19 protein-coding genes and 1 pseudogene are annotated in these 21,065 nt (G+C 70.1%); 8 read left to right on the top strand and 12 right to left on the bottom strand.

The genetic code is table 11. The features are described 5' to 3' along the window. Window positions 1–454: 454 nt before the first annotated feature. From ACWC94_RS16340 to ACWC94_RS16330, 3 genes are all read right to left on the bottom strand, one after another. Window positions 455–1,690 carry a cytochrome P450 family protein gene (locus ACWC94_RS16340; protein ID WP_450797215.1) on the bottom strand — a complete coding sequence of 412 codons (1,236 nt, stop codon included), beginning with the start codon at window positions 1,688–1,690 and terminating at the stop codon, window positions 455–457. Further along, on the bottom strand, window positions 1,680–2,723 hold the full coding sequence (locus ACWC94_RS16335; protein ID WP_450797214.1) for a cytochrome P450: 1,044 nt from the start codon (window positions 2,721–2,723) through the stop codon (window positions 1,680–1,682). Before ACWC94_RS16335 ends, ACWC94_RS16340 begins: the two co-directional genes overlap by 11 nt. A 100-nt stretch (window positions 2,724–2,823) precedes the next feature. Beyond that, a complete protein-coding gene (locus tag ACWC94_RS16330; RefSeq protein WP_450797213.1) occupies window positions 2,824–3,027 on the bottom strand; it encodes a tryptorubin family RiPP precursor in 204 nt (67 codons plus the stop codon). Between the two features lie 155 nt (window positions 3,028–3,182). On the opposite strand from ACWC94_RS16330, the gene ACWC94_RS16325 reads away from it, so the two are divergent. Beyond that, complete coding sequence (locus ACWC94_RS16325) at window positions 3,183–3,662, top strand: DUF3574 domain-containing protein (protein WP_450797212.1); 480 nt, start codon at window positions 3,183–3,185, stop codon at window positions 3,660–3,662. 53 nt (window positions 3,663–3,715) lie between these two features. Here ACWC94_RS16325 and ACWC94_RS16320 read toward each other — a convergent pair whose 3' ends face one another. The 6 genes and pseudogenes from ACWC94_RS16320 to ACWC94_RS16295 form a co-directional block, all read right to left on the bottom strand. Further along, window positions 3,716–4,657, bottom strand: coding sequence for a DUF6924 domain-containing protein (locus ACWC94_RS16320; protein ID WP_450797211.1), 942 nt, complete (start codon window positions 4,655–4,657; stop codon window positions 3,716–3,718). Window positions 4,658–5,078: 421 nt separating this feature from the next. Further along, window positions 5,079–6,473, bottom strand: a complete 1,395-nt coding sequence (locus ACWC94_RS16315) for a SufS family cysteine desulfurase (protein WP_450797210.1) — start codon at window positions 6,471–6,473, stop codon at window positions 5,079–5,081. Then, window positions 6,460–7,839, bottom strand: a complete 1,380-nt coding sequence (locus ACWC94_RS16310; RefSeq protein ID WP_450797209.1) for a family 2B encapsulin nanocompartment shell protein — start codon at window positions 7,837–7,839, stop codon at window positions 6,460–6,462. Before ACWC94_RS16310 ends, ACWC94_RS16315 begins: the two co-directional genes overlap by 14 nt. 377 nt (window positions 7,840–8,216) lie before the next feature. Beyond that, entirely contained in the window at window positions 8,217–8,705 is a 489-nt protein-coding gene (locus ACWC94_RS16305; protein ID WP_450797208.1) for a carboxymuconolactone decarboxylase family protein, read from the bottom strand. 332 nt (window positions 8,706–9,037) lie between these two features. Then, window positions 9,038–10,079: pseudogene (locus ACWC94_RS16300) on the bottom strand (isocitrate lyase/phosphoenolpyruvate mutase family protein); the annotation flags it as partial. Between the two features lies 1 nt (window position 10,080). Next, entirely contained in the window at window positions 10,081–10,494 is a 414-nt protein-coding gene (locus ACWC94_RS16295) for a nuclear transport factor 2 family protein (RefSeq protein ID WP_450797207.1), read from the bottom strand. Window positions 10,495–10,756: 262 nt separating this feature from the next. On the opposite strand from ACWC94_RS16295, the gene ACWC94_RS16290 reads away from it, so the two are divergent. After that, window positions 10,757–11,269 (top strand): GNAT family N-acetyltransferase, encoded by a 513-nt coding sequence (locus tag ACWC94_RS16290; protein ID WP_450797206.1) that lies wholly within the window; start codon window positions 10,757–10,759, stop codon window positions 11,267–11,269. Between the two features lie 55 nt (window positions 11,270–11,324). Here ACWC94_RS16290 and ACWC94_RS16285 read toward each other — a convergent pair whose 3' ends face one another. Continuing rightward, complete coding sequence (locus ACWC94_RS16285; RefSeq protein ID WP_450797205.1) at window positions 11,325–11,975, bottom strand: HAD family hydrolase; 651 nt, start codon at window positions 11,973–11,975, stop codon at window positions 11,325–11,327. 130 nt (window positions 11,976–12,105) lie between these two features. Next, complete coding sequence (locus tag ACWC94_RS16280) at window positions 12,106–13,014, bottom strand: oxidoreductase (RefSeq protein WP_450797204.1); 909 nt, start codon at window positions 13,012–13,014, stop codon at window positions 12,106–12,108. A 68-nt stretch (window positions 13,015–13,082) separates the two neighbouring features. On the opposite strand from ACWC94_RS16280, the gene ACWC94_RS16275 reads away from it, so the two are divergent. The 6 genes from ACWC94_RS16275 (at window position 13,083) to ACWC94_RS16250 (ending at window position 20,330) form a co-directional block, all read left to right on the top strand. Then, complete coding sequence (locus ACWC94_RS16275) at window positions 13,083–14,069, top strand: DUF5937 family protein (protein ID WP_450797274.1); 987 nt, start codon at window positions 13,083–13,085, stop codon at window positions 14,067–14,069. A gap of 306 nt (window positions 14,070–14,375) precedes the next feature. Next, a complete protein-coding gene (locus tag ACWC94_RS16270) occupies window positions 14,376–15,227 on the top strand; it encodes a DUF6424 family protein (RefSeq protein WP_450797203.1) in 852 nt (283 codons plus the stop codon). A 396-nt stretch (window positions 15,228–15,623) separates the two neighbouring features. Continuing rightward, window positions 15,624–16,337, top strand: a complete 714-nt coding sequence (locus ACWC94_RS16265) for a peptidoglycan-binding protein (RefSeq protein WP_450797202.1) — start codon at window positions 15,624–15,626, stop codon at window positions 16,335–16,337. 215 nt (window positions 16,338–16,552) lie between these two features. Beyond that, window positions 16,553–17,350 carry a LysR substrate-binding domain-containing protein gene (locus ACWC94_RS16260; RefSeq protein ID WP_450797201.1) on the top strand — a complete coding sequence of 266 codons (798 nt, stop codon included), beginning with the start codon at window positions 16,553–16,555 and terminating at the stop codon, window positions 17,348–17,350. A gap of 253 nt (window positions 17,351–17,603) precedes the next feature. Next, window positions 17,604–19,187 (top strand): oxidoreductase, encoded by a 1,584-nt coding sequence (locus ACWC94_RS16255; protein ID WP_450797200.1) that lies wholly within the window; start codon window positions 17,604–17,606, stop codon window positions 19,185–19,187. A gap of 201 nt (window positions 19,188–19,388) precedes the next feature. Beyond that, on the top strand, window positions 19,389–20,330 hold the full coding sequence (locus ACWC94_RS16250; RefSeq protein WP_450797199.1) for an aldo/keto reductase: 942 nt from the start codon (window positions 19,389–19,391) through the stop codon (window positions 20,328–20,330). Here the strand turns inward: ACWC94_RS16250 and ACWC94_RS16245 are convergent. Next, window positions 20,296–21,006: an SGNH/GDSL hydrolase family protein gene (locus ACWC94_RS16245; protein WP_450797198.1), complete on the bottom strand. Its 711-nt coding sequence runs from the start codon at window positions 21,004–21,006 to the stop codon at window positions 20,296–20,298. The genes ACWC94_RS16250 and ACWC94_RS16245 overlap by 35 nt on opposite strands. Window positions 21,007–21,065: the final 59 nt, after the last annotated feature.

Raw genomic sequence — 21,065 nt, 5'->3', positions numbered from 1 at the left:
CGACGGCGGCCAGGCACCAGTCGGGGACCTGCATCGGCCGGTCGCCCAACCACCCACTCGGCTCCACAGGCGCGGCCGGGCCCGCCCTCGCGGTGACCTTACGGGGCCCTTGCCGCGGCCGGCGACTGCGAGGTCAGTGGTCGGGCACCACATGCAGGCCCTGGAGGAGGTGGCCAGGCGCAAGGGGACGGTGTCGCCGGCGGGTCTCAGCCGGTCGCGCAGCCAGGACGGCGAGGACGGTTACCGATGTCCAGGCCGTCCACACTGGCGTGGTCGGCGATCGGGACGCCGGGCAGGAGCCGGCCCCGGCCGGGTCCCCGTTCGGCGAGGCCGCCGTCTTCCCGCAGGTCGTCCCGCGGGCGTCCGTGATCAACCTGCCCTGAGACCCGCGTGGAGGGGTGGCAACGCGGGAGAAGCTCGTTTGCGGAGTACGAACCCATCCCCTCGCACGATGTCAGCGCAGCCGGACCGGCAGGCTGAGCAGTCCGCGGTGTCGCGGATTGTTCTGCCACCGGGGGGCACGATGCGCCGGGTCCGCCGGTCGCATGCCGGGGAAGCGTCGCAGTACGTGGCCGAACGCGATCTCGGCCTGCAGGCGGGCCAGTGGTGCGCCGAGACAGCGGTGGATGCCGTGGCCGAACGCCAGGTGCCGGGAGGCGTCGCGGGTGATGTCGAAACGGTCGGGGTCCACGAAGACGTCCGGATCGCGGTTGCCGGCCAGCAGCGCGATCTGCACGAACTCCCCCGCCGGGATCGTCGTGCCGGCGATCCTGACCGGCTGCGTGGTACGGCGCAGGCTCGCCATGCCGAACGGGCTTTCGTGGCGCAGGACTTCCTCGATCAGACCGCTGATCAGTGAGGCGTCGGCACGCACGGCGGCGAGTTGCCGGGGGTGCGTGAGGAGGGCGTGCAGACCGTTGGCGATGAGATTGACGGTGGTCTGGTGTCCGGCGATCACCAGCAGGAACGCCATGGAGGTGACCTCCTGCTCCGTGAGGCGGCCGTCGTCGTCCTGTGCGGCGAGGAGAGCGGAGAGGAGGTCGTCACCGGGGTGCGCGCGTTTGTCCTCGACCAGGGCGCGCAGGCAGTCCAGCATCGCCTCGGCCGTCAGGGCGGACACCTCCCCGTCTCCTTCGTCGCCGTTCACCGAGTGGCCCCGGACCTGAAGAATCCCGTGGTCGTCGGCATCCGCGCCCAACAGGTCGAAGACCACCGCGAGCGGGAGCGGGAGCGCGAACCGGCCGATCATGTCCACCTCGTCCGCTCCGTCCAGCGCGTCCAAGGCGTCCAGCAGTGCGGTGACACGCGCCTCGATCCTGGGACGCAGGTCCGCCACCCGCCGCATGGTGAACGCCTGTTGCACCAGTCGGCGCAGGCGGGTGTGCCGGGGCGGGTCGGAGTTCAGCATGTGTGTGGTGAGCGCTCCGCCGGGGCCGCCTTCGGGGAGACCGGCGTAGCGTGCGAACGCCTCGGTCGCGCCGTCCTTGCTCAACCGGGGGTCGGCGAGGGCCGCCCGGCAGGCGGCATGGCCGGTGACGACCCAGCCGGCCAAGGGGGCAGGACCCAGGAACCGGACCTTGCGGACGCCGCCCTCCTCGCGCCAGCGCCGGTAGACGTCGTGCGGATCGGACGCGAAGGACTCGTCCACGATCTCCGTGGTCCCCGAGTGGTGCGACGGCTCAGACGGCATCATCGCCCGCCTTGGTCACCTGTACGTCCTCCACACCGAGCAGACCGACGAGGGGAACCTTGGCCGTGGTCTGGGCGGAACTGACCACCAGGCCCGCACCGCGTACCAGGTCCAGGAGCAGCTCGGCGAGCGGCATCACCATGTGCCGGCCCCAGCAGCGCTCGGAGGAGTGGCCGAAGGGAAGGTAGCCAGGGGCGGTGTCGGGGTCGAGGGTGTCCCAGCGCTCCGGGCGGAACTCGTGCGGGTCCTCCCACAACTTGGGGTCACGGTGGGAGAGGAGGGGCAGGACGAGGACGTCGTCGCCCGCGCCGATGCGCCGGTCGACCGCAGGGTACTCGGAGCAGGCGTTGCGCAGAATGTTCCACGACGGCGGGAGCAGCCGCATGGCCTCGTAGAGGATGTGCCGGTTCGGGGTGCCGGAGTCGAACGGCGAGCCGAGCCACAGCGCGTTCGCGACCAGGGTGGAGACCGTGAAGCACACGGGGGCCGCCGCGCGCCGGTACATGCCCATGGCGTACCGGCGTTCGTGATAGCCGGTGGCGTCCGCCGTCAGACCGCCGATCCCCGTCACTTGACCGCCACGCCGCCCCACCCGTCCCGGCAGCGCGGCGCCCGCCGCTATCACCGCCCAGGTGAGCTTGGGGGTCAGTTCGAGGTTGCGGCTCATCAGGATCCGCAGGCGGTAGGGGTCCTGGCCGAGGATCAGGTCCCGCAGGAACAGATGCCCCGTGAGGGGCCACACCCCCGACAGATCGACGTCCTCAGGCCGGGGCCGCGGCCTTTTCAGCGCCTCGCGCACGTCACCACCGATGGTCCGCATCACCGAGGACGCTTCGTTACGCGAGATCGAGCGCCCGTGCAGCGGCTTGAACGTGGGCCGTTCGGTCTCGGTGGCCCGGCGGGCCGCGAGGATCCTGTCGGCGACCTCGTGCCCGGCGACTCCGACGGTGTCGGGTTCGAGCCGGAAGACGTCCTGCCCGAGGTGATCCCGGAGCAGTGCGGCAAGTCGTGGATGGAACACCGTGGTACGCATGTGGAGTCTCCGGGAAGGCCGAGGGCCGGCGACGTCGTCCCCGCCGTGTGACGGGGACGACCTCACCGATTTCTACAGGTACCTACGGGTACGGGTCGGCTTAGTACCAGAAGTACCAGGCGCTGGCCTTCAGGCTCTTGTTGGCCGACACCTTGTTGCGAAGGGCGAAGAGAAGCTTCATCACCGCACCCCCTTTCAGGGTGGAGACATCGCGCACATTCCGTTGTGAGGACGGTGCGCAGCTGACTTCTGGATACTCCCCCACCGCGATCAACAAATGGTCAACGCGCTGGTCAGCGCGCACAGACGGACTCGTGAGGGAGAACCGCAGCCGCCGCGACAGCGCGGTACGGGACCGTCACACAGCAGAGTGAAGTGGTCGTAGAACGCGGTGTGTCAGGGTTGGCGGTTCGCTACGTTCCTGGGGCTTTGTCGCCAGGACCGGAAGGAACCGTCCCTGTGTCATCCAAGCCCGGCTCCCGCACCCGCATGGTCGTTGTTGCCCTCGTCGCCACGCTCCTCGGCGGGAGCGGCTCCGTCGCATACGGGGCTCTGGATGACCAGAGCGCGGGCCCGTCCAAGGCATCGACGTCCCTCGCCGCCGTGGGCGAGCCGTACATCAGGACCGAACTCCTCTTCGGCACCGCCAAACCGAACGGCGGCCCGCCTGTCACGGACAAGCAGTTCCGTGCCTTCGTGGACAAGTTCATCACCCCGCGCTTCCCCGACGGCCTCACCGTCGAGAACTGCTACGGCCAGTATCGCGATGTGCACGGGAAGATCGAGCACGAGCGCTCGTACAAGGTCACCCTCCTTTACCCGAAGGGGGATGCCGGACCGAACGGCGGCAAGATCGAGCGGATCCGTTCGGGATACAACAAGCGGTTCCAGCAGGAGTCGGTGGCCCGCATCGACGACACCGAGCGCGTCGACTTCTGATCGGGCTGCCCCTCGCGACCACGCCCGGACCTACCCGGTCGGGGACCTGCCGATCAGTCCTCCCACCACGGTTCCACGCCCTCCTCGGCGACGAACTCGTGGAAGTCCATGTTGCCGATCTCCAGGTTGCACGCCATCGATCCGACCATGCGGCACGGGAGTACGGCGGGCTGCCCCGGGGTGTCGTACAGGTCGACGACGGTCAGCGGTCGGCCGGGCTCGGCAAAGGTCCTGCCGTCGGCGAGCGCGACGAACGTGGCGTGCTCCTCGGGCGGGACCAGCGCCGGGACCTGGCCGGGCAGGAGGCCTTCGAAGACCCGGTCGTCGACGACCAGCGCCCCGAACGGGTAGTGGTCCGTGTCGATCTCGTCCGGGTCCACGTCCGCGCCGACCCAACCGTCCTCGTCGACCCCGCCCAGCTCGTCGAGCAGGGCTCGCCAGCCGTCCTCGTCGTCGAAGGAGGTCCGGACCAGCAGGGCCGCTGCGGTGGAGGGCAGTACCGGGAAGGCCCGGCGTGACGGCGACGTCGGCGCGGGGAAGGCGGGCCGGCCACCGTTCCCCTGGTACATGCCGTACCTGTCCGTGTTGCGCACCAGGTCGTCGAACGCGAGCGCGCCGCCCAGCACAGCGGCCACGATCTCACCGAGCCGAGCCGAGGGGACCCGTACGCCGCGCCCGGGTATCACCTCCATGTCCACCAGCAACGGCCCGTCCCCGCCGTACACCACGGGGATGTCCGCCAAGACGACGACCGGCGGCACGAGGCCACCGGCCGGGACGAGCGCCGGTACGTTGCCGCCGTGCACGTGGTCCCATCCCTGCCCTTCGACCAGGTGAAGCCGCACTCCGCTGTCCCCGAGGACTAGCACGTCGCCTTCTCGGCGGCCCCCGATCTCGTTGAGCAGTCCGCCCCACAGGGCCTTGCCGTCCTCGTAGCACGTGCACACCAACAGCACTTCGCCGGGCGCGGGCTGTGGAATCTCGGGAATGGACATGACGCTCCTGGCGGACAGTGCCAACTGAAGCGCTCAGTCACACCACGCTGGTTGGCGGATGGCCCACGTTGTTCGCCATCCGCCCCGGACCGCCGCATGCGAGCGCTCTGCCATCGATCAACGGCCACATTTTGGCACGTTCGCGCCAACTGGGGTGATGGGCGCACCCCTCCCGCGGCGAGCGCGCGGCAGTGGGCGGAGTTCACTGGGGAGGTCCGGCGGCGCGGACTCCGCCGGCCGACTCGTGTGCGCGCCATCGCCCGCCCAACCGTACTGCCGGGCAGGCTCTTCGTGCGCGTCTGCGCCCGGCCGACCCGGGACTGAGGCCGGCGAGGACCGGACGGGTCTGCCCGTACACCCCTGGTCGGGGTCGCACGGGCAGACCCATCAGCCCTGTCCGGGGGCCACCGAGCGTCCTGCCTCAGGCGGCCTGGAGCCCCAGCAGCGACGCCACCAGCCGGTCCACCTCCTCCCTCGTGTTGTACAGCGCCAGCGAAGCGCGGGCCGCCGAGTCGAGGCCGTAGTGGGCCAGGGCCGGCTGGGCGCAGTGGTGGCCGGCCCGGACGGCGATGCCGTCGTGGTCCAGCCAGTCGGCGATCTCGGTCGGGGTGTGACCGGGCAGGGTGAAGGTCAGTACGCCGATCCGCTGGGCCGCCGGGCCCAGCAGTTCGAGACCCGGGACCTTGGCCAACGCCTCCTGCGCGTAGGCCATCAGGTGTGTCTCGTAGTCCGCCACCGCCTTGCGGTCGAAGCCCGTCAGCCAGTTGAGCGCGGACAGCAGTCCGGCCACGCCCGAGATGTGGCCGGTGCCGGCTTCGAAGCGGTGAGGGACGGGGGCGTACGTCGTACGGTCGAAGCTCACCGACTCGATCATGTTGCCGCCCGACTGCCACGGCGCCATGGTCTGGAGGATCTCCGGCCTGGCGTACAGGGCGCCGATGCCCGTGGGGGCGTAGATCTTGTGACCGGAGAAGGTGTAGAAGTCGGCGTCCAAGTCCTGTACGTCGACAGGAAAGTGGGCCACCGCCTGAGCCCCGTCCACCAGCACCTTCGCCTGGTAACGGTGGGCCAGAGCCGTCATCTCCCGCACCGGTGGCACGGTGCCGAGGACGTTCGAGGCGTGGCTGATGACCACGAGCCTGGTCCGCGCGGAGAGCAGATCGGCGTACGCGTCCTGGTCGATGCTGCCGTCCGCCCGCAGGGGTACCGGTACGACGCGCGCTCGTGTCTCCTTGGCGACCAACTGCCAGGGCACGATGTTCGCGTGGTGCTCCAGCACCGGCACCAGGATGTCGTCTCCGGGGCCGAGGTTGGCGCGCCCCCAGCTCTGGGCGACCAGGTTGATCGCCTCGGTCGTGCCCCGGGTGAAGACGATGCTCTCGGGCACGGGCGCGCCCAGGAAGCGAGCGACCCCGGCCCGGCCCGCCTCGTACATCTCCGTCGCCTCGCGCGCCATGGTGTGCGCGCCCCGGTGGATGTTCGAGTTGGCAGAGGCGTAGAACGCCGCCAGCGTCTCGATCACCTGACGGGGCTTCTGTGTGGTGGCGCCGTTGTCCAGCCAGATCAACGGGTGGCCGTTGACCGTCCGGTGCAGGATCGGTACGTCCCGGCGGGCCGCTTCGGGCGAGAAGCCCTGGGAGGCGACGGACGGCTGGGGAGTCATGGCCTGACCGGTGAGCCCGGGAACCCCGGTCGGATCCGGAGCGGTCGGAACCGGAGGGGTCGGAACCGGAGGGGTCAGGGCGGCCGGTGTGGTGAGGGCCGGAGCGGTGAGAGCCGTCAGGCCGGCCGACCCGGCGGCGTCAGGAGTAGTCATGGTACTTGGACACCTCGACGTTCTGGAGCACCGCGAGTGCGTCCTCCACCAGTACCGCCGCGTTGAAGTACGCCGTCATCAGGTACGACGTGATGCCCTTCTGGTCCACGCCCATGTTCTTCATCGCGAGGCCCGGCTCGACCTCGTCGGCCACCTTCGACGGCCGCAGGCCCACCACGCCCTGCTCCGCCTCCCCCAGCCGCATCAGCAGGATCTCGGTCGTGCCCACGCCCGCGCCTCCGGAGAACCGCACCTTGTCCGACGGCAGCAGCGGCACCCCGCGCCAGGTCAGCAGCGGGCTGCCGAAGCGGTTCTCGATCACCGGGGGCACGCCCCGGCGCGTACATTCGCGGCCGAACGCCGCGATCGCCTTCGGGTGGGCGAGGAAGTACGCGGGCTGCTTCCACACCCGCGTCAGCAGCTCGTCAAGGTCGTCGGGGGTCGGCGCGCCGGTGCGTGTCTGTACGCGCTGCCCGGGGGCGGCATTGTGGAAGAGCCCGAACTCCGGGTGGTACAGCATCGAGGCTTCCTGCCGTTCGCGCAGTGCGTGAACGGTGAGGTTCGCCTGGGCCCGCGTCTGGTCGATCGGCCCGTTGTAGAGGTCGGAGACGCGTGTGTGCACGCGCAGCACGGTCTGCGCGAGCGTCATGTGGTACTCGCGGGGCGTGTCCTCGTAGTCGACGAACGTCCCAGGCAGGTCCGGCTCGCCGTCGTGTCCCGCGGTGAGGTCGACGGGCACCTCGGCACCGGCCATGACGTGGGCGCCGGCGACGTACGCGTCCACCGCGCCCCGTAAGGTCTCGTTCCGCTCGCTGAGCCGGGCCAGTTCCGCGCGCTCCAGGCAGAGGGCGACACCGGCGGTCAGTGCGTGCACCCGGTACGGCATGGCTTCGTCGCGGGTCCACGCGCCGAGGTCGAAGTACTGGCCGTCGCCGATGACGTCGAGGAGCGCGTCCGCGCCGTACTGCCCGGTCGCGCGCTTCTCCGCGCGCCCGTGCACGATCACCCACAACCGGTCGGCCGGGGCACCCTCCTGGGCCAGTACCTCGCCCGGCTCGAAGGACACCTGTGTGAACGCGCCCGCCAGTTCCTCCAGCAGCGTGTCGTCCGCCTCGCGCAGGTACGGCAGTTCACGGAGGTCGCCCGCGATGACGCGCGGCGTGCCGTCGTCGGTCGTGCTGATGCGGTCGTCGCCCAGGACGTACGTACGGCGCCGGTTGACCCGGTAGACGCCGGACTCGACGTCCACCCAGGGCAGCGCGCGCAGCAGATAGCGCGGCGTGATGCCGCGCATCTGCGGTGTCGTCTTGGTCGTGTTGGCGAGTTGCCGTGCGGCATCGGGGCCGAGACTCAAGCGCTCGCTCATGAGAACTCCTCGCAGGTAGGCCACTGGAACGAGGAGCGATCGTCTTCCTGTGGACCACTTCACCACAAGAGAGCATTTGTATGGTGATGGCAGGAATTACCCTCCGCACACAGATCCGGGAGTCGCACACACACCCGATCGGACTCCGTTTGGGCAGGTGGCGGCAGGCGGGGGCGACAGGGAATTTCTACCCACACGGGCTGGCCGCGTCGCCAAATCGTCCATAGAGGGCCGAATTTCCCCTCATATGAATACTTTGCGAATCCCAAAGAGGCAATTATTGACGCCGCCCATGCCTGACAGGCACCTGGAGCGACACGTCAAGCGCGTCGTCGTCGTGCCCGCGGAGGGCCGGCCTCCGCAGCGGACGGACCAGGTCAGTCCCACTGCTCGTCCGCGAGAGAGCTGACCGGCTGCGGCTTGCCGATGACGGCCAGGGCGATGAAGAAGTTGATCTGACCGATCGCGATGGTGAGGGTGGCCAGCGCCTTCTCGTCGTAGTGCTTGGCCACCTCGGCGTACAGTCCGTCGGAAACGCGCTCCCTGCCGTGCGCAGCGGGCTGGAGAGTGGCCTCGACCAAGGCCAGGGCGGCACGTTCGGCATCGCTGAAGTACGGAGCGTCCTGCCACGAGGACACGGCGGTGATGCGCTCCTCGGACACGCCGGCCTTCCGCAGGAAACCGGTGTTCAGGATCGTCAGGTAGGTGTTGCCGACGATCTGCCCGGCACGCAGGTGGACGAGGTTCATCGTGACCCGCGGCACCGAGCGGTTGCCCGTGGCCCTGAAGAGTGCGGCACTGATGTCGTTCAGCTCGGGCACGAACTCGGCCGGGTTCGGCATCCGGGAGATCGAGGGGTTCGTCATGGCTGTGCTCCTTCATATCGGCCTGGTCGGCTCCTTCACCGCACTGACGGACCGGCTCATCAGGATGTGACAGGTATCCGGAGGGCCTTTTTTCCCGACGCGCGATCACGACGCTTGAGGCCAGCCTCCCGGTCCCGGTCCACGGGGGCCTGGCGGGGGCTTCGTGTGGTCCCAGGACGGTCAGGTGCGGGCCCGGGCCGTCCGCCCCAAGTCGGCGGGGCACAGTACCGTCGCGCCTCACGGCGGAGTGCGGGGCCGGGACGTGGCACCGCCCCTCAGCGACAGCTCTCCGACAGACACCAGCCACTCGCCCACCTCGGACGCGGGCGGTGTCACATGTACCTCTGCGCACTCTCGTCGAGCACACTCAACGCCTGTACTTCCGCGTAGGCGGGTGTCCCGCATTCCGCCGGGCGGCCGTCTCGGACGGTGGTGGCGGTGGTCACGGCCACAGCCAGGGCTGTGCGGTGGAGCAGCGAGCCGAGACTCACCCGGCGCACGCCCAGCGCGGCCAGCTCGGCGAGGGTGGGGCCGGTCGGCACGTACAGGATGTTCAGCGGGACGGTGAGGGTCGCCGTCCGGGCGGCGATTGCGTCCCGATCCGACAGCCCCGGCACGAACACACCCTCCGCACCGGCCTGTTCGTAGACGGCGAGACGGAGGGCGGTCTCTTCCTCCTGGCGCCCCAGCCCGTGGGTGTCTGTGCGGGCGTTCACGAACAGCCCCGGCACGGCGGCCTTGACGGCGGCGGTCTTCGCGGCCTGCACATCCGCAGGGGCAAGCGTGCCGTCCGGGCGGCCGTCCTCGAGGTTGACGCCCGCGGCCCCTGCGTCGTGCAGCCCTCGGGCCAGCTCGGCCACGTCCTCCGGGTCATCGCTGAAGCCTCCTTCGGCGTCGACCGTGAACAGGAAGGAACCGCGTCCGAGTCGCCGGGCCAGGGCCAGGGTCGCGTCGGCGGTGGCGGCCGCCCCGTCCGGCAGTCCGGTGCCCGCGGCAACGCCGAGGCTGGTGGTGCCGATCGCCTGGAAGCCCTTCGCCGCCAGAGCCGCCGCGGAGGCGCAGTCCCAGGCGGGGCAGCAGCAGCGGGGCGGCCTGGGGCATGGGGTGCGTGCGCTGGGCGCTCACGACATCCAGAAGCACCACATCGCCCTCGGCGATCTCACGGCCGGCTACCCGGGCGGCGACCCGGCGCACGGTGCGTACCGGCGGCACCTCCCGAAGCACCCGGGCCAGCGGAACGTCGCCGTCGGCCGCGGCCTGAACCAGCGCAGCCGTCGCCTCACATGCCTCCACCAGCAACCCGATGCGGTGGGCGACGGACTCCAGGGCGGCCTCATCCGCGCTCTCGGGCGCCAGTCGCGTCACCAGCCGGGCTTCAGGTTTCTGCCGGACCGGGGGGCGCGGTGAAGAAGGAACTCATGCCGTCGACGTCGGACAGATAGCTGTCGATGGCGGTGATGCGTCCCTTGCGTGTGGTCAGCACGGTCGCGAGGTACTCATCGAGTCGGCGGCCGTCCGGGGCGGTTGCCGTGTTGTGAAGCGAGAGGGCGGCGCCGTGTGCGCCGAGGAGTACATGCAGCAGCTCGGTGCGCAGGCCCCGGCCCGCGATGTGTCGGGCCCGCTCCACGACCGCTTCGGCGCCGTGGACGGTGCCGGAGATGGTGCCCGTTCCGGGCATGGTCCACGTGATGTCGTCCGCGAGAAGACCATGCAGTGTCTGCCAGTCCCGGGCCTGAAACGCGGTGAGGAAGTGTTCGGCGATCGCAAGGGCGGCGGTCTCCGTGGCCATGGGTCTCGTCTCCTGTCTTCTGCACCGGATGGCGTCAACTCACTGGCCAGCCTAGGCAGTTCGTCCCCGTGCCAGGCACCGCCAGCCTGGTGCTCTCACCACCCGGCACCACCCGTCGACGCCGGAGCCGGGCGGCAAGGGACCGGCTCACCGCGTGCGTCCCGAGCACACGCGAATCCGGAACGTGCCACCCGGCGAGTCAGCCGAAGGCGCACACCCACCCACAGGAAGCGGCACCGGGCTGCCATGACAGGATCGGCGGGTGAATGATCTGCGCTTCCGCCCGGCTTCGGGCGCCGACCTTTCCGCTCTCGTACGCCTGCGGGACGATGCCGCCCGGTGGATGAACTCCCGGGGCACCACCGGCCAGTGGCAGCCCGGTGAACTGGGCGAGGACCACTTCCGACGGATCATGAAGGACGGCGAAGTCTGGGTCGCGGAAGACAACGGCCGTACGGTCGGGGCCTGGGAGCTGTGGTGGGAGGATCCGGACGCCTGGGGCCCGCAACCCCCGACGGCCGGCTATGTGCATCGCCTGATGGTGGACCACACCGCCGCCCTTCCGGGAGCGGGACGGCTGCTTCTGCGGGCCGCTGAACGGCGCGTGGCCGAGGTGGGCCGTACGCTGACCCGCCTCGACTGCCTGGCAGGCAACGACCGTCTGACCGCGTACTACCTTGACGCCGGCTACCAGGTCGTCGGCCACACGGAAGCAAAGCCTCAGCCGGGCGGCCCCACCAAGTCGTTCACGCTCCTCGAAAAACCCGTGAGGTGATGCAGCCGGGCGGCAGACGGCCCTCCTGCCGGAGGGACACGGCAGGAGTCCCGCGTCACAACTCGCGCAGCAGGGCGGGCAGCTTGCGCATGTCGTGGAAGACGACGGTGCCGGGGCCCTCGAGGTGTGCGGCCGGAGTGAGCCCGCCGGCGTAACCGAGGGCCCGCATGCCGGCTGCGCGGGCGGCCTGTACCCCGGGCCGGCTGTCCTCGACCACCACACACGCGGCCGGGGCGACACCCATGCGCTCGGCGGCGTAGAGGAACAGGTCAGGAGCGGGCTTGCCCCGCGCCACTTCGGTGGCACTGTGGATACGGCCCTCGAAACGCGCGTACAGGCCGACGCGGCCCAGGGTGTGCCGCATCTTCTCATGGGAGCCGCTGGAAGCCACACATGTCGGCAACATGAGCTCGTCCAGCGCTTCGACCAGCCCGTCGACCGGAGCAAGGCCTGCGTCCACGGCCTCACGATGCAACTGCTCGAACCGCTCCGCCCACACCGCGGCCGTCTGCTGACCGAGCCGTTCGGCGATCTGCTCACGGATGGCGGCATGCGAACGCCCGATGAACCGGGCCACCACCTCCTCTTCGGTGAGCGGCCAGCCCAGTTCGCCGCCGAGAGCCACCTGGACCTGGACAGCGATGCGCTCGCTGTCGACCAGAACCCCGTCACAGTCGAATATCACCAGTTCGATCGGCTTGATCATCCGAGCAGCATAGAGCCGGCCGCCCCACCGGCCACCACGCTTCCCGACCGGAAGAGGTGAGAAACGACGCGGCCTCTCGGTGCCGTCCTCCAGCCGTGGGTTTCTCGGGCGGCCGTGGCCTGACAGCCGCTCAACCTGCCTGGCGATGAAGGGAGTCGAGGAGGGTGAGGTCGGCTTCGGTGAGTCGCAGGGCGCCGGCGGCCACGTTGGATGCCAGGTGGCCGGGGTCGCCGGTGCCGGGGATGGCCAGCACGTGCGGGCCGCGGTGCAGTGTCCAGGCGATCCGGACCTGCGCGGGGCTGACCCCGTGAGCCCGGGCGACGGCCAGGAGCTCCGGGCGCTCGCCACCGCTCGCCCCGGCTTGGCGTCCGGAAGCGGCGATCGCGTAGAACGGTACGAACGCGACACCCTGCTCACCGCAGGAGCGGACGAACGTGTCCTGGTCGGGCCGCACACCGAGACCGTACATGTTCTGCACGCACACCACCGGGGCGATGCTCCGGGCCTCGGCAAGGTGTGCGGGGGTGACGTTGGAGATCCCCAGGTGGCGGATCAGCCCTGCCTGGCGCAGCTCGGCCAGCGCGCCGAAACGCTCGGCGATCGAATCGGTTCCGACGACGCGCAGGTTCACCACGTCCAGGTGGTCCCGGCCGAGCTGACGCAGGTTCTCCTCCACCAGCCCGCGCAACTGATCAGGCGTGGCATGGGGCAGCCAGGCTCCGGAGGGGTCGCGTGGCTGCCCGACCTTGGTGGTGATCACGAGGTCCTCCGGGTACGGCGCCAGGGCCCGGTTGATCAGCTCGTTCGCGGAGAGCAGCGCGGAGAAGTAGAACGCGGCGGTGTCGATGTGGTTCACGCCGAGCTCGACCGCGCGGCGCAGCACGCTGATCGCCTGGTCACGGTCGCGCGGGACGGCGTCGGCGACGAGTGCTTCGCCGGTCTGCGGCAGGCGCATCGTTCCGAGGCCGATCCGGTTGACCGTCAGGTCTCCCAGCTTCCAGGTGCCCGATGCCGCTGCGGTGATCGTCTGCGAGTTCATGCCGGAATGATCTCTACGGGCTAGGGTGGCCGCCATCGATTCGGATATGGCTGAATCCTGGGGTGGTTGTGCTGGCGGAGCTGGCGTTCTCGGCGAGTGATCTGGCGCAGATGCGGTTCGCCGTCTCACCGATGTGGGAGGTCGGAACGAGCTTCCGGCTGCTGAGCTCCGGTGCCGAAGATCCCGTGCACCGGCGCTGGCTGCAGCAGGTACGGCCACGGGTGGCGGCTTCCGGGCTGGACAGAGGGTGGCTCGCCGAGTTGATCCCGGCCTCGGGCTACATTCCCGACTTCCTCAATCCGGCACCTCCTGGGCCGGCTCCCGCACTGGCGGAGGAACTGGCCGCGATCACGGCCACGTCCGCAGACCGTATCCGGCGGGACCTCGACCATCTCGGGCGCCACCAGGGCGGCATGGGGGCCCGGCTGCGATCGCTGTATGCCGACCCGCGAGCCCGTCTGGTTCGGGTCGTGGAGGAAATCGAGACCTACTGGGAGCTGGCGCTCGCGCCCTATTGGGCGCGCGTGCGCACCGTGCTCGACGCCGACGTCTTCCACCGGGCCCGGCAGGCCGCCGAGCACGGTGCCGGTCACCTCATCAACGACCTGCACCCGCTGGTCAGCTGGGACGACGACGTACTGCGCCTGGTCCGCCGAAAGCGGCCCATGTCCCGGGAATCGGCGGGCGCGGGGCTGCTGCTGATTCCTTCCGCCTTCAAGGGACCGGGCTTGTCCACACGGGTCGCACCACCGGACCCGCCGCAACTCGCCTACCGGGCGCGCGCCGTCGGCGCGCTGTGGGAACGCCGCCCCGCCACCGGGACCGCCGCCCTCTCCGCCGTCCTGGGCCGCTCGCGGACCCTGCTGCTCACCGAACTGGAGACACCGGCCACCACCACCGAACTGGCTCACCGTACCGGCACCTCCATGGCCGGGGTCTCCCAGAACCTGACGGCACTGCGCGAGGCAGGCTTCGTCACCGCGCACCGGGCCGGCCGTTCCGTGCTGTACGCGCGCACCTCGGTCGCGGAATCCGTCCTCGCCGCCTGCCAGTGACCGGTTCATGGGTAGGCCCCTGGACCGCCCATGCCTGCGGGTCCTTCGACCGTCACCGGCGCCCGGTCGAAAGCAGCACTGGTACGAGATCTTGCGCCGTTGCTGAAAAAGAGACCCGTCTCCTTCCAGAAGGTGACGGGGCCGTCACACGAATCGGTGCGCGTCGTGGTCCCTGCCACGCGTCCCGTACCTGGCGGAGTCTCTGTTCGAGTCGCGACCGATCGCTCCGAGGCGGACGATGGAAGGGGGGAGACTCCGCCCCGCGAGCGGGTGTGAGCCCGTGGGGCCGGGCCGAGGAGGTCAGTCATGGCCCACACCGATCTTCCGCCGGGCGGCATCGAATCGGAGAATCATCCGTGGAAGATCCGCCTCGTCGAGCACCCGAAGCGATTTGAGTCCGCGCAGTTCCGCGCCGCCAAGGAGACGGCACACGCGATCCTCCGGGAAATGGAGGACCCGGACCTGCCCTACGGGCCCAGGCCCGTAGATCCTGGACCGAACGGTTCCGAGCACTGGGAGATGCACCACGGCGGCAGCCTCTGGGTCAAGGGATCCAGCGGCTGGCGGATGTACCGCGCCCGGGTCGGCATCGAATGGAGCATGCAGTTCTGCGCCGACCCCAAGAAGGTGGACCGACTCCGACAGGAGGCGGCCGAGCTGGTCGACGCCTTCCCGCTCACCCTGCCCGCCCTGGCGGAACTCGGCTACGAGCGCGCCGAGGACCTGCTGCGCACGCCGATCAAGGACGCCGACGGCGTCGAGGCGTGGACCGACTCCCTGTTCAACTCGTGCGTGCCGCTGAGCCACGGGAACCACCAGGGGATCCTTCCCAGCGTGCCTGGTGAACACCACTATCCCTGGCCGGTGAAGGGCGCGGACTTCGTCCGGTACGACGACTTCCAGCTGTGGGTGACCCTGCCCGACGGCACCCACGGCGCCGTCGCGCCGGTGGACCGCCGCGGCTCCGGCGACGGGCACGTCCGCCTGACCTTCGTCCCCGAAGGCAGCGAAGCCGCAGCCACGGTCGCGGAGGCGCAGGACCGTGGGCTGATGGCCGTTCTGCCGGCGAACAGCACGGTGGCCCGGCAGGCTTTCGCCCATCAGGTCCCTCCCGGTCGGCGCACCGCCTCCGGACCGTTGGCCCACGGCGGCCGGTGAATGACGAGAGGATTACCCGGAACCTGTGACACACCCGACCCGCGTTGATGGGCGGCGGTACGCCGTCGAGCGAGGCGATCAAGGTGGTTTCACCTCCTGAATTGCGGTTGCTCGGCCATTTCCGGCTGGAATGCGATGCCGGGCCCCTCGATCTGTGCCGCAACGGTCAGCGCCTGCTGGCATGCGTCGCGCTGCGCACACGCGTGTCCCGCACGGTCCTCGCCGGGACGCTGTGGCCGAGGTCACCGAAGATCACGCCCGGGGCAGTCTGCGCACCCCCTGTGGAAGCTCCCACGGGGTGAAGGGAGAGCCAGGACTCGCCCCCTCGGGGAGGACGCACGCGTCCGGCTCACCGTGGCTCCCTGGGGCTGACGACACGAAAGAGGGCGAGCCGTCATGGTCGCACTGTCCAACGTCCGCTTCGGGAAGAGCAACGAGGACGTCCGCACGGTACAGAAAGCCCTGATCGCGCATGGCCACAACATCCCACACGGCCCCACGGGCATCTTCGACGAGCAGACCAAGGCCGCCTACCGCGCCGAACAGCTCGCCCAGGGCTTCACCGGAGCCGACGCCGACGGCATACCCGGCTGCGCCTCACTCACCGCGCTCGGCCGACGCGCCGGCTTCACCGTCGACTGCACGAAAGCCGAGTCCTCGACGGGGAGCGGACGGCTCAGTCTCAGCCAGGTAACCTACCGCGATCCGCACGACGATGTCGGGCCGGAGGCCATGCGGCGCTATGCGCGCAGGGCGTGCGAACTGACCGGCATGGAACCGCGCTACGGCGTACCGGCGCTGGTCACCATCACCGAGCGCGAGTCCAGCTACAACCAGAACCGGGTGAACGTCCGCGACGTCAACGCGCGGGGCCCCAAGGCGCCCGACGGCCACCCGCAGAACTGCTCGCGGGGCGCCACCCAGTGCATTCCCTCCACCTTCGCCACCTACCACCAGGCGGGTACCGCGACGACGCCGTACGACGTGGTCGCGGACATGTGCGCCACGATCAACTACGTCCGCGACCGCTATCACGTGAACCGTTCCGGTTCGGACTTCGCCCTACGGGTACAGCAAGCCGATCCACACCGGCCTCCACACCCCTACTAGGAGCCCCAAAGGCCGTTCAGCGCTCCCTGGCGGCCCGCGCCGACCTCGGGGGAGCAGGGCCAGGACGGTGTTGAGCGGGTCTTGAAGGACTTATCTCACCGGAGAGGACGTAGAACGACTCGGACATCGTCTTGTGGAAGTGCGGGCTGGTGCCGCCGACCTGTCGGACGTCGGATGAAGGGCTCCACCCTCTCGCCGCGGCCGGACGGTGATCAATGCTGTTCGACCGCACCACCCGCGCGGTCCGGCTGACCCCGGCCGGGCAGCAGCTGTACCGGGAACTCAGCGCCGGCTACCGGCAGATCATGGACGGGATCGAGACCGTCTCGGCCACCGCCCGCGGGATCTCCGGGATGCTGACGCTGGGCTGTATGGGCCCGCATCCCTGGGCGGTGGCCGACGCGGTCGAGCTGTTCCGCTCCCGCCACCCGGGCGCCGAGGTGCGGATCCGTGAGCTCCAGCCGCCAGTTCCCCTGGAGGCCGTCCGCGCCGGCGATGTCGACGTCGCCCTGGTGTGGTTGCCCGTCGACGGGTCCGATCGCACCGTCGGCCCGCCGGTCCACACCGCTCCCGTGTCACTGATGCTCTCCGCCGACCACCCCTTGGCCGCCCGGCAGTCGGTCGGCCTGGAGGACCTCGGGGACTGCGTGTTCGTCCGTGGGCAGTCGATCTCCGAGACCATGGACGCGGCCTTCCACCCGCTGCGGACCCCCGCCGGTCGGCCCATCCGGCGCGGGCCGCGGGCCGCCACCTGGCACGAAATCCTCCACCTGGTCGCTTCGGGCCGCGGGGTCGCCGGAGTATCCGCCGAGGCGGCCGACTTCTACCCGTGGCCGAGCCTGGCCTTCGTCCCGGTCCGGGACGCCCCCGCCTGCCGGTGGGCGCTGGTGTGGCGCACGGTCGCCGAGACGCCGCTGATCGCCGCGTTCGCCCGGGCCACGGCTGACGCCGTCTCCGCCCGCGCCGACGGGCACCCGAGCAAGGCCGCCGCCCACGCCGACGTCCCTACGTGACGGGCGTGACGCGGCGGCGAGCGATCCGCCCCACGTACGCGGAGACCTTCGGCCCGATCGGATCCCCGCTGCAGCGGCCAACCGACGGAATGCGCTGACCAGCTGAAGTGCAGCCGCCGCCCGGTGACCGGCGGCGCTCGAACCGACGCCGGACCGCTCCTCGGCACGTCGGATCCATCAGCTTCCTGACGGGCCACGACGAGCCGACCGTGGGCTTGTGCGGGCCGTTGGTTCGCCGAGAAGATCATCCGTCGTGGACCTCGACACACTCAGCCCTTACGAAGCACAGGTATGGAACGCGTTCCCCAGCGGCCGCGCCCTCGACCTCCGGGAAGGTTCGCCGTCATCGGAACCGGTGGTCCGGGCGGCAGTCCTCGCGGCGCTGCTGCTGGACGCCGGCGAACACGCCCCGGTCGACCGGCCTGCGCTGCGCGTGACCGGTGCGCTGATCACAGGCCGGCTGGACCTGGGTTTCACGGAGATTCCCGTGCCGGTCGTCCTGACCGAGTGCCGCTTTGAAGCAACTCCCCTCTTGCGGGGCACCCAAGCCCGCGAGCTGGTCTTCCAAGGGTGCAGCCTGCCGGGTCTTGCCGCAGACGGTGCCCGGGTCGACGGGCGGCTCGTTCTGTCGGGGTGCCGCCTCACCGGTCCGCTGGTGCTCACGCGGGCCCGAGTCCACCACGACCTGGATCTGTGCGACACCGCGATCACGGCGCCCGGCGTCGAGGCCATCTCGGCAGTCGGTGCCGACCTCGGCGGCGACGTGCTGTGCACGAACCTTTCCGTCGAGGGAGGGTTCCGCCTCTCCGGTGCCTCCATAGCCGGGGAACTGGATCTGGAAGGCGCCAGTCTGAGCAATCCCGGAGGTCACGCTCTGGACGCCTACCGAGTCCAAGGCGTCGGGGATTTCACCTTTCACCCGGGCTTCCGCGCCGAGGGCCGAATCATCCTGTCCGGTGCCTCCACCTCGTCGGCGATCGGCTTCTGCGGCGCTCGGCTGAGCAATCCCGGCGACGTCGCGCTGGAGGCGGTCGACGTGACCGTCGCCCGGAACTTCGACCTCGGCCAAGGTCTGTCCACGGACGGGGGTGTCAGACTCGACGGCAGTCACATCGGTACGGTCCTCAGCTTCCGCGACGCCACACTGGCCAACTCCGCTGGTTCAGCGGTCAGTCTGAACCTGACCCAGGCCCGGGAGAGCGACCTGCGCACCGCGGTACCAGCCGAAGGTACCGTCGATCTGAGCGGTGCCCGGCTCGGCCTCCTGCACGACCACCCGGACACCTGGCCTGCCGATGTACGGCTGTCCGGGACGACGTACGACTCACTGTCCTCCCCGCTCACGGCTGCGGAGCGCCTCGTGTGGATTCGCCGCGGGAGTGAGGGCTACCTCCCGCAACCGTACGAACAACTCGCCGGGATCTACCGGCGCCTGGGGCATGAGGACGAAGCACGCACCGTGCTGCTCGCCAAGCAACGGCACCGCCGCACCACGCTTCCCCTGCCCGCCCGCCTGTGGGGTCACGTCCAGGACGCGACCGTCGGCTACGGCTACCGGCCACTGCGCGCGGGCCTGTGGCTCTCGGCTCTGCTCGCTGTGGGCACGGTGTTCTTCCACCTGCACGCACCCGCGCCGCTCGAAGCGGGGAAAGCCCCGGCGTTCAACGCCCTCTTCTACACACTCGATCTGCTGCTACCGGTCATCGGCTTCGGGCAGGAGGCCGCATTCGCGCCACGCGGCGCCGCGCAATGGCTCGCCTACACACTGATCGCGGCTGGATGGATCCTCGCCACCACAGTCACGGCGGGCGTCTCCCGAGCGCTCAGCCGACAATGACAGACCCACCCCGCAGGGTCGACCGAACGGAAGCGTCACCAGTGACAACGTGGAATGACCGTCCGGGGTTCCCGGTCACGCTGTGACATTCCCCGACGCTCCGCGCCTTCCCGTCACGCTCTTCACCTGCGCATACTCCGAGACCGCCGCACCGTGAACCGTTCGCGGACGATGGCCGACCGGGATGGAGCTGATGGAGAGTTGACGTCACACAGGGTCTCTGCGGCAGCAGCCGGCACCTGGATGCTCGGTGACTTGAAGGTCAACCGGATGGGTTTCGGCGCGATGCGCCTGACCGGCAGTGCCGCCTTCCACCAGGGCACCCCCAGGGATCGCGGCCAGGCGCTCGACGTTCTCCGACGCGCAGTCGGCCTCGGCGTCAACCACATCGACACCGCGGCGTTCTACTTCTCCCGGCTGCGTTCGGCCAACGAACTGATCAACTCGGCGCTGGCACCCTATGCAGACGACCTCGTCATCGCCACCAAGGTCGGCCCGGTGCGGGACGCCGACGGCGAGTGGGCCACCCCCGCGCGGCCGGACCAACTGCGCGGCCAGGTCGAGGAGAACCTGCGCCAACTCGGCCGTGACCACCTCGACGTGGTCAACCTGCACATTATGGGGCAGGAGTCCATCGCCGAACACTTCGGAGCCCTGGCCGAGCTGCGCGACGCAGGACTCATCCGCCATCTCGGTATCGCCGGCGCCCGCCCGGAGCATCTGTCCGAGGCTCAGGAGATCGCACCCGTGGTCTGCGTCCAGAACCGCTACGGCATCGACGCCCCCGGCGGGCACGAGATGCTCCGGGCCTGCGCCGCGCGGGGCATCGCGTTCGTACCCTTCTTCGCCATCGCTGGGAAGGGACGCGAGGCCGGAGCGGTCCGGGCCGAGCACGACCAGGTCCGCGCTGTGGCCCGCGCACACGGCGTCTCACCCGCACGGGTCCGTCTGGCCTGGACCCTGCGGCAAGGCACTCATGTGCTGGCCATCCCGGGAACGGGCAACCCGGAACACCTCGTCGACAACGTGGCAGCCGGCGCACTCCGGCTCACGCCGGAAGAACATCGGCTCCTCGATTCAATCGGCCCGTCGCACCCTGGCACAGGCACTAGTACGCCAACAGCCGGGACAGTTCGGGGCTGATCAGGTTGGCGAGGTAGGCGTGTCCCGCGTCCGTGGGATGGACGCCGTCACTGCCGATGAACCGGTGGGCGGATCCGGTGAACCACGCGCGCCGCACCGCGGACACATAGGGCAGGGGCACCTCGTCCGCCGCGGCGGCGACGGCGTCGTCGACCGGTCGCGAGGCGACCGGCTGCGGGTCGGAGTAGAGGGGCCCGATGACCAGGATCCGCGCATGGGGCAGGTTCGCGCGCAGACGGCGGAGGGTGGCCACCGCGGCGGTCCTGCTTCGTCTCGGATCGACGTCGTTGCGGGACCCTTCGACGATCACCACGTCGGGCGCCGTCGCCACAGCGGCGTCGACCCGCTGGGGGTAGGACCGTCGGCCCGGTTGCGTGCCGGCGGTGGTGTAGCCCGTTCCGCCCTCCCCGTCCAGAGTCAGCCTCAGCCCCAGCCGGACGGCGACCAGCGCGGGCCAGCCATGCGGTCCGTTGCCGCCCTGGTCACTGCCGCCGGCGATGCTGTCGCCCAGGACGAACAGCCGAAGGCCCGGTGCGGTGGCGTCGGCAGCGGCGCTGTCGGCTCGGGCGGGGGCGCCGGGGAGACATGTCAGCGCGGCCATGAGCACGACGACCAGCGTGCGTCCGGGTCCCGGTATCAGCCGGCCCGGACGCTGCGAACGCGAAGATCTCGCCATGGCCTGAGGTTAAGGCGTGAACGGAAACGTCACCCATGCAATACATCCGATCGGGGAGC

The sequence above is a fragment of the Streptomyces sp. NPDC001135 genome, from assembly GCF_053598395.1.
Note: the sequence above shows the minus strand (reverse complement) of the source record. Positions and strands in the feature narration are given on the sequence as shown.